The following is a 14,342-nucleotide window of genomic DNA, read 5'->3' as shown; positions in this document are numbered from 1 at the left end:
GGTTGAAGGCGCAACAAACCTCGAAATCCCGACATCAAAAATCAGAAATCATTTTTTGCTTCCTTTCTTTTTAGCAGGAACATTTTTTCTGGCTCCAGGCTTTTTAGCGCTGCCGGTCTCTTCTTTCATACTGGCAGTGATCACCCACTCATAATCCAGCTGGCGTTTGGTAAGGTTGGCCGCCACTACTTTTATGCGCACTTTATCGCCCATCGCAAATTTGCGGCCGCTGCGCAAACCAACCAAACTGTAGTCGCTTTCTACATGGCGGAAATCGTCGTATTCGAGCAGACTATTAATGCTTACCAATCCTTCACACTTGTGCTCGATGGTCTCTACCCAGAAACCAAAAGAAGCCACCCCGCTGATCACCCCTTCAAATTCTTCCCCCAGGAATTCTTTCATATATTCCACCTGCTTGTATTTATTGGCAGCGCGTTCCGCTTCCATAGCGGCGCGTTCCTTTTCACTGCAGTGTTTACATTTCGATTCCAGCTTTTTCTGCGGCTCGGGATCACCATCTATCACTTCCTGTAAGATCCGGTGCACCATCACATCGGGATAACGGCGGATCGGAGAGGTAAAATGGCAATAGTGTTTAAAGCCCAGTCCATAGTGACCAATATTCTCCGTGGTATAAATGGCTTTCGCCATGGTGCGAATCCCCAGCTGTTCCAGCACATGCTGTTCGGGTTTACCCTGTACGTCGAGCAGCATCTGGTTAAAGGAAGCAGCAATTCCCTCCGGTGTTTTGGTATCGAAGGTATGTCCGTATTTCTTGGCAAATTCAACAAAGGGCAGGAGTTTCATTTCATCGGGCGTATCGTGTACCCGGTATGGGAAGGGCAGGTCCTTTTTATTGACCTTTACCTTACCTACGTTTTCTGCCACCACGCGGTTGGCCAGCAGCATGAACTCTTCGATCAGTTGATGGGCTTCCTTGCTTTCCTTGACCATGATGCCAATTGGCTTTCCTGATTCATCGAGCTTGAAGCGCACTTCCTGTGAAGAAAAATTGATGGCGCCTTTCTTGAAACGTTTGGCCCTAAAGCCCTGCGCCAGTTTATTCAACAGCAATATTTCATCGAGGTACAAGCCCTCGCCTTTTTCAATGATCTCCTGCACTTCTTCATACGTGAAGCGGTGATTGGAATGGATCACCGTTCTGCCCAGCCAGTATTGTTTTACTTCGCCGGTATCGGTTATCTGAAAGATCGCTGAGAATGTAAGCTTGTCTTCGCGCGGCCGTAAAGAACACAATTCATTCGAGATGCGTTCGGGCAGCATGGGTGCTACACGGTCGGGCAGGTATACGGATGTAGCGCGGTCATAGGCTTCTTTGTCAAGCGCTGAATCGGGCTCTACATAATGGCTTACGTCGGCAATATGCACGCCTATTTCATAAATACCGTTCTTCAGCAACCGAATACTAAGGGCATCATCAAAATCCTTCGCATCCACCGGGTCGATGGTGAATGTCAACACGTCGCGGCAATCTCTTCTTTTATTGATCTCGTCGGGTGAAATAGTATCGGGAATACGTTCTGCTTCTTCCAAAACATTCTCCGGGAAAAATAAGGGAAAGCCGTTTTCCATGAGGATCTCTTTCATGGCCATATCACCTTCGTTACCCGGCTCCATTACCTGTACAACAGTACCTACAGGTTTCTTTTGCTTTTCCCATTCGGTGATGCGTACAATTACGCGGTCACCGTCTTTAGCGCCATTCAATGCCGATTCGGGAATGAAAATATCGGGCATGGGCTTTTCGGTATCTGCGGCGAAAAAAGCGGCAGTCTTGCCTATTTCCAGTTTTCCGAGGAATTCCGTTTGTTTACGCTGCAATACGTCAACGATCTGTCCCTGCTGGCGGCCGCTTTTTTTACCGGAGCCGCCGAGTACGCGAACGCGCACGGTATCGCCATGTAACGCAGTATTAAAATCCGCAGGCCGCACGAGTATGTCACTGGGAAGATTTTCAACAACTACATACCCGATGCCTGAGCGGGTAATATCTAAAACACCTTTGAGCGTATGTGGCTCAGCAGCTCCTTTTTTCTTTTTCTTCTTGGCTTGTTTTCTGCTCATTCAAACATTTTAATTCGTGATACTGAATTCAGTAATGAATTTACTGATTATATCAGTAAACTGATGCCCCTCATTAAAAAGGAATTGGATCTCGATCGGAATTACATATACGGGGTAATCTTGCAAGGTCTGTCCAAACTTTATCAGGCGAACGGCATCTTTTTCAGTAGTAAGTATGATTTTATTTTGGGTGGGGATGTTCTTGAACCGGTTTACGATATCCTTCCAGTCGTCGATGGAAAAGATATGATGATCGCTGTACAATATTTCATAGTAGGTTTTTGTAGCATCCTGCAAATATTTTTTCAGGGGCAGCGGATTTGCAATACCGCTTACCAATAATACTTCAGTGCTTGTACTCAGGGAAATTTCTTTTTTACTGATAATGTGGTAAGGAAATCCATACCGGATGGTGGAGAAAAACACCTGCTGGTGCGGCAGCGGTTTTATTTCCCGTTTAATGGCTTCTTTTTCTTCTACCGGCAAACCGGCGGGGCATTTGGTAACAACAATCACATCTGCCCGTTTATAGGATCTCCGTTCATCGCGCAGGTCGCCTGTAGGCAAGGTCCAGTCGCGGGTGAACAAATTATCATAATTCGATAGTACGATGTTCAGCCCTGCTTTAATGGAGCGGTGCTGAAAAGCATCATCCAGGATAATGACCTTTGTGTCGGGCCGGTCGTGCAATAATTGCGGAACCGCCACGATCCGTTCTTCGCCCACGGCTACTGCTACATCCGGAAATTTAATATGGAATTGCATAGGTTCATCTCCAATATCAAGGGCAGTTGTATTTTCACCAGCGAGTGCATACCCCCTGGTGCGGCGTTTATAGCCCCGGCTTAATACAGCCACCTTCATTTCACTATGCAAGTATTTTACCAGCCATTCGACCATGGGCGATTTACCGGTACCGCCTACAGAGAGGTTGCCGATGCAGATGATGGGCAGGTTAAACCCGGTAGATCTGAGGATACCTTTGTCATACAATCGGTTACGTATCCAAATCGCTGCGCCATATAACAGGGAAAAAGGGAACAATAATATGCGGAAAGGCCGCAGCAACGGAGCATTAAAATTCATATATACGATGCGGTGTAATGCAAAAGTTTAAAGGTACATCAAATTCGTCGATGTCCTCAATGTAATTGACTGCATCGAAAAAGGAGAAACCGATCTTGATAGCAGCCGGGCGGCACTGCGCCAGGTAACGGTCGTAATAGCCTTTGCCATAACCAACCCGGTACCCGCGTTCATCAAATGCTACCAGCGGTACAAAAATGACATCGAAGTGTTGGGGCGGAATTATGGCCCCTGCGATCGGTTCCAGTATATTGTATTTGTTCTTGATAAAAAGGCCGTCTTTTTCAACCTGTACGGCCTCCATATCATGCAGGTCGATATGGATCTTTGGCCATGCCACGCGCAGCAGCAGATGCCGCTCCTTCAGGATGTCTTCACATACTGAAACGTCAAATTCATTGCGGCTTGCGAGTGGATAATACGACAACAGATAATTTACCTGGGGAAGGGTCAGTTTTTGGAAGTTAGCGGCCATTAATGCGGTTAGCCGTTGCAGCTCTTCTTCCTGAATGTTCATCCTGCGTTGCAAAAACTCTTTTCTAACGGTATTTTTTATCATAATAATTCTTTCAGTTGCGCTCTTATAGCAGCTGCCTGAGTGTTGATAAATGTCCCGTTTATATTTTCAGAATAGGGAATTGATGCTATCCTGGGAAAGTTGCTCCATTGTACGATCTCTTGCTCATAATCGAGGTACTGGTCATTGAACACCCATCCGATCACCGGTATTTGCATTTCCTTACAAACGCGTGCCGTTAATAATGAATGATTTATGCTTCCCAGGTAATTTCGGCTGACGAGGATCACCTTAGCGCCGATCGCTTTGATGAGGTCTGCCACAAAGGTGGAATTGTTCAATGGAACCAATAATCCCCCTGCGCCTTCAATGAGTAAGGTACGATTATTTATGGGAATACGCTTAACAATATTTTCAATATCAATGGTTATGCCTTCCTCCCGGGCAGCAATATGTGGGGATGCGGCTTTGGCCAGGCGGTATACTTCGGGATGCACAACCGAACCGGTATCTTTCAGCCATTGCGCCACGAACTCACTGTCGGTGCCATCGGCAAAACCTGCCTGTACCGGTTTCCAGTAATCGGCATCCAGCGCTTTCGTCAGGATCGCTGAAACGACCGTTTTTCCTATACCTGTTCCTATACCTGTGACAAATATTCGTTCCACCCTCTAATAATTTCGGATTTTGGGATTTTGAGATTTTCAGATTTTGGGATTTCAGGATTTTGAGATCTATCATTAAGCTGAAGGAAAAGAGATCTCAAAATCTCTACATCCCGAAATCAGGAATTTTTATTTACGAAAATGCTGAAGATAGTAGTTCCATAATTGCGCGAAGTGGCGAACAACGGATATGTTTCGTAACTATTCCTGGGCGTATGTTCCAGCACAAACCAGCCGCCGGGTTGCAGCAATTGTTTTTCTACAATCAATTTGGGCAGTTCATCAATGGTGCCCAGGGCATAGGGCGGTCCCGCAAAAATGAAATTGAATTTGCTGGTGCACTGGTTAATGAATTTGAAAACATCCATCTTCACCACGTTGAAGTTTTCGAGTTGCAGAGAAGCTGCCGTTTTTTTAATGAATTCATACATCGCAGCATCTTTCTCCACGATGGTGCAGGCGACAGCGCCGCGTGATTTAAGCTCATAGCTGATGCTGCCGGTACCGCCAAACAGATCGAGGGTATGTAAGGCAGTTATATCAAGATTGTTCTGGATGATGTTAAAAAGTCCTTCCTTGGCAATATCCGTGGTAGGCCGGGTATGCGGCATCTTACCTGGCGGATTGATCTTTCTTCCTCCCAGTTCCCCTCCTATTATACGCATAATGCCATTTTCAAAAGCGGTGAAAAGTAATGCGATGGAAACGTATTGAACGTTGCGTCGAGTTTGACCGTCTCAGGCAAACGATCCCATTGTACCTGCAGGAAATATTTCAGCAGCTCCTGGTACAGGCGCGACTGCTCGTCGAGCAAACCGGAAACGATCAGGGTAACTTTATCCTGGCTTATATTAAAGCGGTTACAGATCGCCAGCAGGTAGTATGATACATCATCGGGTGTTTGATAGGCATAAGACTGTATCAATTGAATGGTGGCGCCTTTATAAACGGCCACCAGGAACTGATCGGCCCGCATAACCATTTTAATTACCTGTTCATCTTCGGAAGGCTGCACTTCATTATCATAGAGCAGGAGCGTATAATAATGCCAGTAGTTCCCGGAAGAGAATTTCCGCTGCAGCAGCGCATGGATCTCGCGGGGAACGCGGTAAATGTTATACATTTTCCAGCCGATCACTTTCTCACTTAAGAGCAGCCCTTTTTTGGCATTTCCATATACCACCTCTGTTACGGGCTGGGTTAGTTCAATATGAAATACCTTTTCGGGTAAAAAGTTGCTGTCGGTATAATTGTAAATGATAAATGCTTCTTTGAACTGGGTTTGCAACACCTCGTCGTTGGTAATGATCTCCAGCAGGTTTTCGAGCATGGTTTTACCAGGCGTATAATCGAGATTGTACTGCCGCAGTCCTATAAAACGGCGTTGCTCTTTATGGTAGATCACAAAGCTGAATGTCTTTTCCCCCACTTCAACCAGCAACTGACTGTTTCGAAGCTCTTCCGAATCTCTCGTTTCAGGAACAATATCAAAATTAGCCTTAAGCATATGTTATCAAAAGCTGCAATGTTACGAAATAAGTTACAAGTTTCAGTCAGTTGCCGGTTGCCGGGTACCAGTTGCCGGTCAGTTTCCGGTTACCGGTTACCAGTTACCGGTTACCAGTTGCCGGTTACCGGTTACCGGAAAATACAGTTACAGGCAATCATAAGACAATGTTCGCCACGCGCCTGGCAACCGGGAACTGGCGACTGGTAACTAATTTAAATATTCCCAGTTACCATTTACCCTTCGGCATTCATCACTAGCTCGTATCTTTGCCCCCTTTTTATGACCGCCTTATCTAAAAATACAGGATTTCAGGTAGAACTTTCCAACCGCCAGATCATTAAAATGGCTGCTCCCATCAGCTTTGCCATTTTGATACCACAGATCAATTTTGTTACTAATAATATCTTTTTAGGGCATTACAGCAAACAGGCGCTGGCCATTGCCGGCCTTACGGGTGTTTATTATCTGATCTTTTCTGCCATCGGTTATGGCTTGAACAATGGCTTGCAGGCGCTGATCGCACGGCGCGCCGGCGAGAACCGGCCTGAGGAAATTGGCAAATTATTCAGCCAGGCGGTATTTATCGGCCTGTCGATATCCCTGCTTGGCATCCTGATCACCTATACGGTCACCCCTCATCTATTCGGATATTTTATCACCGACCCCGATCGTTTACAACAGGCCGTTTCTTTTTGCAAGATCCGCATCTGGGGCCTGCCCTTTTTATTTGTTTACCAAATGCGCAATGCGCTGCTGGTAGGCACCAATCAAAGCAAATACCTGGTGGGCGGCGCTTTTGCCGAGGCGGTCACCAATATCCTGCTCGACTACCTGCTGATCTTTGGCAAAGCGGGTTTCCCTGAAATGGGCCTGAACGGGGCTGCTATTTCTTCGATCATTGCCGAGATCACCGGCCTGCTGGTGATCTACCTGGTGATCCTGCAGAAAGGCATCGGCAAGCAATTGCATCTGTTCAAGAACTTCAGGTGGGACACCTATAATTCGCGGCTGATATTTTCGATGTCGGCCCCGCTGATCTTTCAGCACGGCATCAGCATTGTAAGCTGGGAATATTTTTTCCTGCTCATCGATGCGCATGGTGAAATAGCGCTGGGGGTTTCCAATACCATGCGCAATATCCTTGGTCTCGCGGGTATTGTAACCTGGGCTTTTGGCTCCACTACGAATGCCATGGTGAGCAATATCATTGGCCAGGGGCGGCAGGACCAGGTTTGGGTGCTTATCCGCAAAATGATCAGGTTGAGCCTGGGCTCGGCCATTGTCATTGCCATACTGCTTAACCTGTTTCCCGAATGGTTGTTTTCGTTGTATGGCCAGTCGGGCGAATTTGTGGCTGCGGCTGTACCCGTTGTACGGGTGATGTCGCTGGCGATCATTATCATGTCGTTCTCCGTGGTATACCTGAATTCCGTTACCGGATCGGGTAATAGCCGGGTTTCTTTACTGATCGAACTATTCGCTATTGTTCTTTACTGCGTGTACATATACCTCGTATTAGATAAATTCTTCTTATCAATAACCTATGGCTGGATGAGTGAGTGGCTGTACTGGGTGTGTTTGTTCTTACCGTCGTTTTTGTATATGCGGAGCGGGAAGTGGAAAAACAAAGTAATTTGATAATTAGCTGATGTGCTAATGTGCTGATGTGCTAATGAAATCCCAATTAGCTGATGTGCTGATGTGCTGATGTGCTGATGAAATCCCAATTAGCTGATGTGCTGATGTGCTAATGAAATTTTGATAATGAATTAATCAGCTAATTAGCACATTAGCAAATTAGCACATTGATTATTTGTATTCCTCCAGTAATTTCTTCCCCTTTGCCTTGATATGTCCATCGTCACCGATTTTGTTAGGCATTTTAAGCATGGTCTCGAGCAGTTCCACGGCTTTTTTATCGTTGTTCTTACGATGGTAGGCTTTAGCCAGTTCGAGGTAATTCAATAAAAAGGAAGGATTGAGCGAGCGGCTTTTCTCATACAATCTGATGGCATCGTCTAAACTGGCTTTTGGCAGCGCTTCATAGGCTACTTTTACCAGCCATTTTTCAACGGAAGTGAGATCGCTCACTTCATAATGCCATCTGGCCAGTACATGGTAACCCTTAAAATTGGTGGGATCGAGCTGGATACTTTTTTCGGAATAGGATTTTACGTCCTTTACCGCTTTGATCTTGTCTTCGCCGGAAGCAATAAGCGCCATACGGCCCATGGCCAGCGACATGACCACATTGGCGTCGGAACTGTTGGGATTCACCTGCAGCGCTTTCTGAGCATATACGCGGGCGTTACGATAATATTCACGCTGTTTTTCTTTTGTGCCCTGGTGTTTTCCTAAAATGCTGTATAATTCGCTTGTTTTAATGAGGGCGGTCAAATTATTGGGCTGGTGGCGGATGACGGCGAGGTATTTCTGTAAAGCTTCGGGTTCCTTAAATGCGCTTTCCAGCTGTTGCGCTTCCTTCAACAGCGTATTGATATCCTGTGCATTGTTTTCGAATGGCAGGATTAACAAAAAAAGCAACAGCCCTATTGTACTTCCTATTTTACCCATCAAACTTCTTATGCAATGTAACGCCTATTTTCCCCTGAAAATTTTCAACAGGGGCTTCTAATTTATAGATCGAAAAATTGATCTCTGTGGTGAAAGGATACTGGTCCCGGATCCTGCGGATAATATCATTGGCCACCTTCTCTAAAAGACCCGACGGTATCCGCATTCGTTGCTTTACAATTTCGAGTATTTCAACGTAATTGATCGTATTTTTTAAATCATCAAATGTACTGTCACCTTCTTCATAGGCTACCCGTACATTGATCTCGTAGGCACTTCCGGTAAGCTTCTCGCCCTCATAAACACCATGAAATGCATGCAGCCTTACCTGATTTAATTCAATAACAACCATAGCTCTGTTTTGTTTTGCTAAAATAATGCCACAAAAGACGTTAAAAGCTGAACGCTAAACCCCTAAGGCTGGTCCACGGAAACCGGAGACCTGCATTAAGTGTTCAGCGTTCTGTTTATACATGCGCACCGCAGTTCGGCGATGCTTTTCTTATTCCTGTTTTAGTGTAAGCGTTCCGCCTTAAAGCCCGCTAAGCGATAAGCTTTATACGAGGCCTTTGGCCGAAAGGTACCTTTCGGCATCCAGGGCCGCCATACATCCGCTGCCGGCTGCAGTAACCGCCTGGCGGTAGATCTTATCCTGAACGTCACCGGCGGCAAAAACACCTTCGATATTTGTTTTGGAGGTACCGGGGATCGTTTTCAGGTAACCGGCTTCATCCATTTCGAGCCAGCCTTTGAAAATCTCCGAGTTAGGCTGGTGGCCGATGGCTACAAAAAAGCCGCTGATGGGGATCGTTTGCAACTCGCCGGTCCTGGTATTCTTGATGCGCACTGATTCTACCTTGTTCTCACCAATTATTTCATCAGTGGTCGTATTCCAGTACACTTTGATATTCGGGGTGCGTTGTACCCTCTCCTGCATCACCTTGGAGGCCCGCATTTCATTACGGCGAATGAACATATGTACGGTAGTACATAATTTAGACAGGTACAAGGCTTCTTCGGCAGCGGTATCACCGGCGCCTACGATCGCCACTTCCTTGCCGCGGAAAAAGAACCCATCGCAAACGGCACAGGCGCTTACGCCAAAGCCATTGAGACGTTGCTCGCTTTCCAAACCGAGCCATTTGGCCGATGCTCCGGTTGCAATAATAACCGAATCTGCTTCTACCAGCTTCTCTTCGTCTATCCAGACTTTGAAGGGGGGTGCTGAAAAATCGACCTTGGTAGCCAGCCCAAAACGAATATCGGCGCCCATGCGAACGGCCTGCTTTTCAAAATGAACCATCATTTCGGGTCCCTGTACCCCATCGGGGTAACCGGGGTAATTTTCCACTTCCGTAGTAATTGTTAACTGACCTCCGGGCTGGATTCCCTGGTATAATACCGGTTTCATGTTTGCTCTGGCTGCATAAATAGCGGCGGTATATCCTGCGGGTCCGCTTCCAATAATCAGGCAATGTATTTTTTCGATTTCCATATTGTCTATATTCTAAAGAAAAGTTGACAAATTTACCTGAAAATGAGTTACGAAAATGATAAAGGCGGGATACCTGCATTGAGTGTGAATAACAGCAGCCGAAGAAGGGGCCTCACCAAACTATTTAGGAATCACAATTGTTTTGTACTGCGCCGCATAACCGCCAAAATAACCCAGGCCGCCGCCTTCAATATTACTAAGCACCTTATTGGGCGCGGCAAAGGGATTGCCGATATTGGCGTAACTGTATTCCATGGTGCGCCAGAAGTCAAAAGTGGCTTTATCGATATTACAGTACTTCACTACTACCGAATCGCCATGGTCGAAAAAAGCATATTCTTCGAGGTTGATGCCATTATTGCGATCAACGCCTTTTTCTATTTGCAGGTTATAAGTAACTCCATCTGTTAACTGGTCATCAAAGACCGAATTGAAACCGGGATAGAATTGCAGTCCGTCTACCTGGGTGTAATAGCGGGTATAGTTTCCTAGTCCGGGCGGGTCAACGAAACGTCCCATCAGAATGACCTTAACCGGATCGGGATTGTTAGGCGCATCCTGCCACCATAAGGAATCTATTTTTTTGGTGAGCATGGGAATGGTGGTGGTAGCCGTGTATTCCCGTTCGTCGACCTTTATACTTAACGAATAGGTCTTACCGAACTCCCCTGCAAAGGCGGTATTCTGGTTCGTTGTGGAGTCGTTGGAATAGTAATAAATGGAATACCCGTTGGCTACGGGTTGTGCATATTCTTTCAGGATATGGGTTCGGCTGCCGTTGGAAATGGTGACTACTGCATTGCGCACAAAAGAATTGGCCAGCAGCTCGGCGCTGATCTGGTTGAAGTAATTAAAACTCCGGGATAATATAACTACCGGCGCCTGGCCGTTCTCAATAGAAGCTTCCACAACCAGAACAGGCTCCGCATTATCAGGCCTGAACGTAATTGTTTTTTCGCAGGAAGCAAAAATCATCCCCATGACGATTGCTACTAATCCGATACGTTTCATTATTGACCATCACCAGCATTCAAATAACGAACCAGATATATGATGGTTCGATTATTTATGTGTGTAATCAACAAAAAACCCCGGCAGGCGCTAAGCCAACCGGGGTTCGTTTCTTTTTATAGTACTGTACTAACCTAAATAAGCTTTTAAAGCATTGCTGTAGCGTGCTTTCTGCAAACGCTTGATGGCTCTTTCCTTGATCTGACGGATACGTTCTTTGGTAAGATCGTATTTCTGACCGATCTGCTCAATGGTAACGCCATTTTCGCCATCGAGGCCAAAGTAGGCATTCACGATCTCTGCTTCGCGGGGGCTGAGTGATTTCAATACGCGGCGGATCTCGTTACGTAAAGAATCTTTCATAACATCATCATCGGTATCATCTCCACCTTCCAACAGATCACCCATTGCCACGTCTTCCGCTTCGTGCACCGGAGCGTCGAGCGAGGTATGACGGGTATTGCTCTGGAATATGTTATTGATCTCTGTTTCACTCATTTCCAGCAACTCGGCCAGTTCTTCTGTACTTGGCTCACGCTCATGTTCCTGTTCAAAAGCCATGTACGCTTTATTAGCCTTGTTATAGGTGCCAATTTTGTTTTGAGGCAGGCGGACTAATCTACCCTGCTCTGCCAACGCTTGTAGAATGGACTGGCGGATCCACCATACGGCGTATGAAATGAATTTAAAACCCTTGGTTTCATCGAAACGCTGGGCAGCTTTTATCAAACCGAGGTTACCCTCGTTGATCAGATCGCTAAGAGAAAGACCCTGGTGCTGGTACTGCTTAGCAACAGATACCACGAAACGCAAGTTGGCCTGCACTAACTTATCCAATGCCTTCTGATCACCCATTTTGATCCGCTGGGCCAGTACTGTCTCCTCTTCGGGAGTGATCATCGGAATTTTAGATATTTCCTGAAGATACTTTTCTACTGCCTGCGAATCTCGATTCGTGATCTGGGTCGCAATTTTGAGCTGTCTCATATTACTTTATAAAAATGACTTTAATCGTCGATTATAAATCGCCTTTCTGTTGTTAAGGGTACTATACTAACATTTGCAAGACTAACTATGTTCGGGGGAGGTTGCAAATCAGGTGCTAATAACCTGTTAATCCATCCGGTACTGTCTGCAAAAGTAACACTCAATCTCCAAACCTCATAGCTTTTGTGGATAAAATCGAAGCTGTAATAGACAATAATTGATTAGTAGTTAGTCACGAATACATATTTTCTATTATCGTTTACCGGCCCCTGACCGCTCCCATTGGCTAAAATGCCCGCCAGCACAGCATGTCCTTCTAATATTAGTACCATTTTTCATACCAGCGTAACCTTTATTAGAAATATTTTGAAAAAAATCAAGGCAAATACTCTGCAACTAAATAATTAGTTATACATTTGACGAACAACTAAAAGATTAGTTATAATGAAGTCCCTTACAAAAGCCGAAGAACAGGTCATGCAGATCCTGTGGCTGTTAAAACAAGGTTTCTTAAAAGAGATCATGGACAAGATCCCCGAGCCAAAACCGCATTCGAATACGGTGGCCACTATACTTAAGATATTGATTGAGAAAGGTTTTGTAACGTATGAAGTGCAGGGCCGCAATAACCTGTATAAAGCTGCCGTAAGCAAGAGCGAGTATGGGAAGAAAAGCATCAATCAGCTTGTGAAAGGATATTTTGAAGGTTCGCCCGCCAAATTGTTGTCGCATTTCGTAAGCGAAAACAAATTGAGCCAGGAAGAGCTCGAAGCTTTGCTGGAACAGATCAAAAACGCCAAAAACCAACAACAATGATCTTTTTGCTGTACCTGGGGAAAGTTATGCTGTGCTCCGGCATCCTGCTGGGCTATTATTGGCTCTTCTTACGCAACAGGCGGTTCCACCATTATAACCGGTTTTACCTGCAGGCCACCCTGCTGCTCTCGGTGATCCTGCCTTTTATCAGGATCCCGGTATGGTATACACCGAAAAACCGCGTGAACCAGGTCATGTACCAAACCCTGGAAGTACTGACGGTGGATTATGGCGAAACAGAGGGCCTGCAAGCCGGCCCGGGCGTATTGGCAAAACTGTTTACCCTGGAAAACATGCTGTACCTGCTTTACGGCGCCGGTATCATCGTGCTGCTTTGGACGCTGTTGCGGTCGCTTATCTACATAAAAAAGATCTCAAAAAAATATCCGTTTGAACGCATCGGTGACCTGAAATTCTTCAGTACCAGCGAACCCAACACACCCTTCTCCTTTTTCCGCTCGATCTTTTGGAATACTGACCTGCCCTTCAACAGCCGCGATGGGCAGCAGATCTTCCGTCATGAACTGTTCCATGTACAGCAAAAGCATACTACCGATATAATACTAGCCGAGATCATTACCGCTTTCTTCTGGTTCAACCCTTTTTTTCATTTGCTTAAAAAGGAATTGAAAGCTATTCACGAGTTCCTGGCCGATCAATACGCCATCTCTGATAACGACCGCTATGCTTATGCCGAATTACTGGTGCTGCAAACACTGCGGGCAAAACAGGTTTCCATTACCAACCATTTTTTTCAAAACCATATAAAAAGACGTATAGCCATGATCACCAACAACCAGTCAACCCGTTCCAGTTATCGCAGCCGCCTGATGGCTCTGCCCGTATTGGCCCTGGTATTCTGCACCGTTGCCTTATATGCGCAACGGTCGGCCAACACCTTTGCCAACTTTAGGCTTTCCGATCCGGAGCGGAAGCCTGTAACCGTAATTATCGACGCCGGTCACGGCGGACCGGATGCCGGCGCTTACAGTAAAGACGGAAAGGTGGCCGAGAAAGACCTCACCTTACAAATAAGCCGGAAGATCCAACAGCTTGCCCCGGCGTATAATGTAAAGGTTGAAATGACCCGCACCGATGATAATCTGCCCGGCAGCACAGGCGATAAAAATGAAGGCCTGAAAGCCCGCACTATGATCGCAGAAAAGGCAAAGGCTGACCTCTTCATTGCCATTCATATAGCTGCTGCAGAAGAACAGCAAACTGCTAATAAAGGCTTTGAGGTTTATGTGTCGAGAAATGAGAACAATAACACCGAGGTGGCCCGGCAATATGGTACAGGCATTGTGCAGGAACTGGGTAAATTATACGAGACGAATACAGCTTTATTGCAACGGAAAAGCAAGGGCATCTGGGTGCTTGACAACTCCCCTTGCCCGGCCCTGCTGATCGAATGCGGCTATATTACCAATGAAAAAGACCTGGCCTTTGTGAGCAAGAGCAGCAACCAGGAAGCCATTGCCAAAAAGATCCTGGAAGGCATTGTGAACAGTAAGCACAAAACAACTGCTGCCGTTAGTGAGCCGGCGCCTTCGCCACAGCCACATGCCTAGGCTGCACCGGCTGCCACCAGGC

General features: G+C 46.2%; 14 protein-coding genes. 3 read left to right on the top strand and 11 right to left on the bottom strand.

Annotation, left to right across the window (positions count from 1 at the left end; genetic code table 11):
• Positions 1 to 48: 48 nt before the first annotated feature.
• From rnr to JT717_RS26970, 6 genes are all read right to left on the bottom strand, one after another.
• On the bottom strand, positions 49 to 2,088 hold the full coding sequence (gene rnr / locus JT717_RS26995) for a ribonuclease R (protein ID WP_205514412.1): 2,040 nt from the start codon (positions 2,086 to 2,088) through the stop codon (positions 49 to 51).
• A 9-nt stretch (positions 2,089 to 2,097) separates the two neighbouring features.
• The gene (gene lpxK, locus JT717_RS26990) at positions 2,098 to 3,174 is read right to left on the bottom strand and encodes a tetraacyldisaccharide 4'-kinase (protein ID WP_205514410.1); all 1,077 of its coding nucleotides are present in this window, start codon (positions 3,172 to 3,174) and stop codon (positions 2,098 to 2,100) included.
• Positions 3,164 to 3,733, bottom strand: a complete 570-nt coding sequence (locus JT717_RS26985) for a 5-formyltetrahydrofolate cyclo-ligase (RefSeq protein WP_205514409.1) — start codon at positions 3,731 to 3,733, stop codon at positions 3,164 to 3,166. The genes lpxK and JT717_RS26985 overlap by 11 nt, the downstream gene beginning before the upstream one ends.
• On the bottom strand, positions 3,730 to 4,359 hold the full coding sequence (bioD, locus tag JT717_RS26980; protein WP_205514408.1) for a dethiobiotin synthase: 630 nt from the start codon (positions 4,357 to 4,359) through the stop codon (positions 3,730 to 3,732). Before bioD ends, JT717_RS26985 begins: the two co-directional genes overlap by 4 nt.
• A 116-nt stretch (positions 4,360 to 4,475) precedes the next feature.
• Positions 4,476 to 5,021, bottom strand: coding sequence for an RsmD family RNA methyltransferase (locus tag JT717_RS26975; RefSeq protein ID WP_205514407.1), 546 nt, complete (start codon positions 5,019 to 5,021; stop codon positions 4,476 to 4,478).
• Positions 5,012 to 5,863 carry a DUF3822 family protein gene (locus JT717_RS26970; protein WP_205514406.1) on the bottom strand — a complete coding sequence of 284 codons (852 nt, stop codon included), beginning with the start codon at positions 5,861 to 5,863 and terminating at the stop codon, positions 5,012 to 5,014. The genes JT717_RS26975 and JT717_RS26970 overlap by 10 nt, the downstream gene beginning before the upstream one ends.
• Positions 5,864 to 6,145: 282 nt before the next feature.
• On the opposite strand from JT717_RS26970, the gene JT717_RS26965 reads away from it, so the two are divergent.
• The gene (locus JT717_RS26965) at positions 6,146 to 7,504 is read left to right on the top strand and encodes an MATE family efflux transporter (RefSeq protein WP_205514405.1); all 1,359 of its coding nucleotides are present in this window, start codon (positions 6,146 to 6,148) and stop codon (positions 7,502 to 7,504) included.
• Positions 7,505 to 7,675: 171 nt separating this feature from the next.
• On the opposite strand, the gene JT717_RS26960 is transcribed toward JT717_RS26965, so the two are convergent.
• The 5 genes from JT717_RS26960 to JT717_RS26940 form a co-directional block, all read right to left on the bottom strand.
• The gene (locus JT717_RS26960; protein WP_205514404.1) at positions 7,676 to 8,410 is read right to left on the bottom strand and encodes a tetratricopeptide repeat protein; all 735 of its coding nucleotides are present in this window, start codon (positions 8,408 to 8,410) and stop codon (positions 7,676 to 7,678) included.
• Positions 8,411 to 8,432: 22 nt separating this feature from the next.
• Positions 8,433 to 8,792, bottom strand: coding sequence for a dihydroneopterin aldolase (locus JT717_RS26955; RefSeq protein WP_205514402.1), 360 nt, complete (start codon positions 8,790 to 8,792; stop codon positions 8,433 to 8,435).
• A 204-nt stretch (positions 8,793 to 8,996) separates the two neighbouring features.
• Positions 8,997 to 9,935 (bottom strand): thioredoxin-disulfide reductase, encoded by a 939-nt coding sequence (gene trxB, locus JT717_RS26950; protein ID WP_205514400.1) that lies wholly within the window; start codon positions 9,933 to 9,935, stop codon positions 8,997 to 8,999.
• Between the two features lie 120 nt (positions 9,936 to 10,055).
• On the bottom strand, positions 10,056 to 10,946 hold the full coding sequence (locus tag JT717_RS26945; protein WP_205514398.1) for a DUF4249 family protein: 891 nt from the start codon (positions 10,944 to 10,946) through the stop codon (positions 10,056 to 10,058).
• Positions 10,947 to 11,075: 129 nt separating this feature from the next.
• Positions 11,076 to 11,933 carry a sigma-70 family RNA polymerase sigma factor gene (locus tag JT717_RS26940; RefSeq protein ID WP_014217201.1) on the bottom strand — a complete coding sequence of 286 codons (858 nt, stop codon included), beginning with the start codon at positions 11,931 to 11,933 and terminating at the stop codon, positions 11,076 to 11,078.
• 444 nt (positions 11,934 to 12,377) lie between these two features.
• Here JT717_RS26940 and JT717_RS26935 point away from each other — a divergent pair, with 444 nt between their 5' ends.
• Positions 12,378 to 12,749: a BlaI/MecI/CopY family transcriptional regulator gene (locus tag JT717_RS26935; protein ID WP_205514396.1), complete on the top strand. Its 372-nt coding sequence runs from the start codon at positions 12,378 to 12,380 to the stop codon at positions 12,747 to 12,749.
• Positions 12,746 to 14,320: a M56/M15 family metallopeptidase gene (locus JT717_RS26930; RefSeq protein ID WP_205514394.1), complete on the top strand. Its 1,575-nt coding sequence runs from the start codon at positions 12,746 to 12,748 to the stop codon at positions 14,318 to 14,320. The genes JT717_RS26935 and JT717_RS26930 overlap by 4 nt, the downstream gene beginning before the upstream one ends.
• The last annotated feature ends 22 nt before the right edge of the window (positions 14,321 to 14,342 follow it).

The organism is Longitalea arenae (assembly GCF_016924755.1).
In the GTDB taxonomy this organism is placed as follows: domain Bacteria; phylum Bacteroidota; class Bacteroidia; order Chitinophagales; family Chitinophagaceae; genus Niastella; species Niastella arenae.
The sequence above is the reverse complement of the archived record's forward strand: the minus strand, read 5'-3'. Positions and strand labels throughout refer to the sequence as shown.

What these genes read in the sequence shown, in the direction of transcription:
- JT717_RS26930 (WP_205514394.1), top strand. Translation starts at nt 12,746, where the DNA reads ATGATCTTTTTGCTGTACCTGGGGAAAGTTATGCTGTGCTCCGGCATC.
- JT717_RS26945 (WP_205514398.1), bottom strand. Translation starts at nt 10,946, where the DNA reads ATGAAACGTATCGGATTAGTAGCAATCGTCATGGGGATGATTTTTGCT.
- lpxK (WP_205514410.1), bottom strand. Translation starts at nt 3,174, where the DNA reads ATGAATTTTAATGCTCCGTTGCTGCGGCCTTTCCGCATATTATTGTTC.
- JT717_RS26970 (WP_205514406.1), bottom strand. Translation starts at nt 5,863, where the DNA reads ATGCTTAAGGCTAATTTTGATATTGTTCCTGAAACGAGAGATTCGGAA.
- JT717_RS26955 (WP_205514402.1), bottom strand. Translation starts at nt 8,792, where the DNA reads ATGGTTGTTATTGAATTAAATCAGGTAAGGCTGCATGCATTTCATGGT.
- JT717_RS26940 (WP_014217201.1), bottom strand. Translation starts at nt 11,933, where the DNA reads ATGAGACAGCTCAAAATTGCGACCCAGATCACGAATCGAGATTCGCAG.
- JT717_RS26975 (WP_205514407.1), bottom strand. Translation starts at nt 5,021, where the DNA reads ATGCGTATAATAGGAGGGGAACTGGGAGGAAGAAAGATCAATCCGCCA.
- JT717_RS26965 (WP_205514405.1), top strand. Translation starts at nt 6,146, where the DNA reads ATGACCGCCTTATCTAAAAATACAGGATTTCAGGTAGAACTTTCCAAC.
- JT717_RS26935 (WP_205514396.1), top strand. Translation starts at nt 12,378, where the DNA reads ATGAAGTCCCTTACAAAAGCCGAAGAACAGGTCATGCAGATCCTGTGG.
- trxB (WP_205514400.1), bottom strand. Translation starts at nt 9,935, where the DNA reads ATGGAAATCGAAAAAATACATTGCCTGATTATTGGAAGCGGACCCGCA.
- JT717_RS26985 (WP_205514409.1), bottom strand. Translation starts at nt 3,733, where the DNA reads ATGATAAAAAATACCGTTAGAAAAGAGTTTTTGCAACGCAGGATGAAC.
- rnr (WP_205514412.1), bottom strand. Translation starts at nt 2,088, where the DNA reads ATGAGCAGAAAACAAGCCAAGAAGAAAAAGAAAAAAGGAGCTGCTGAG.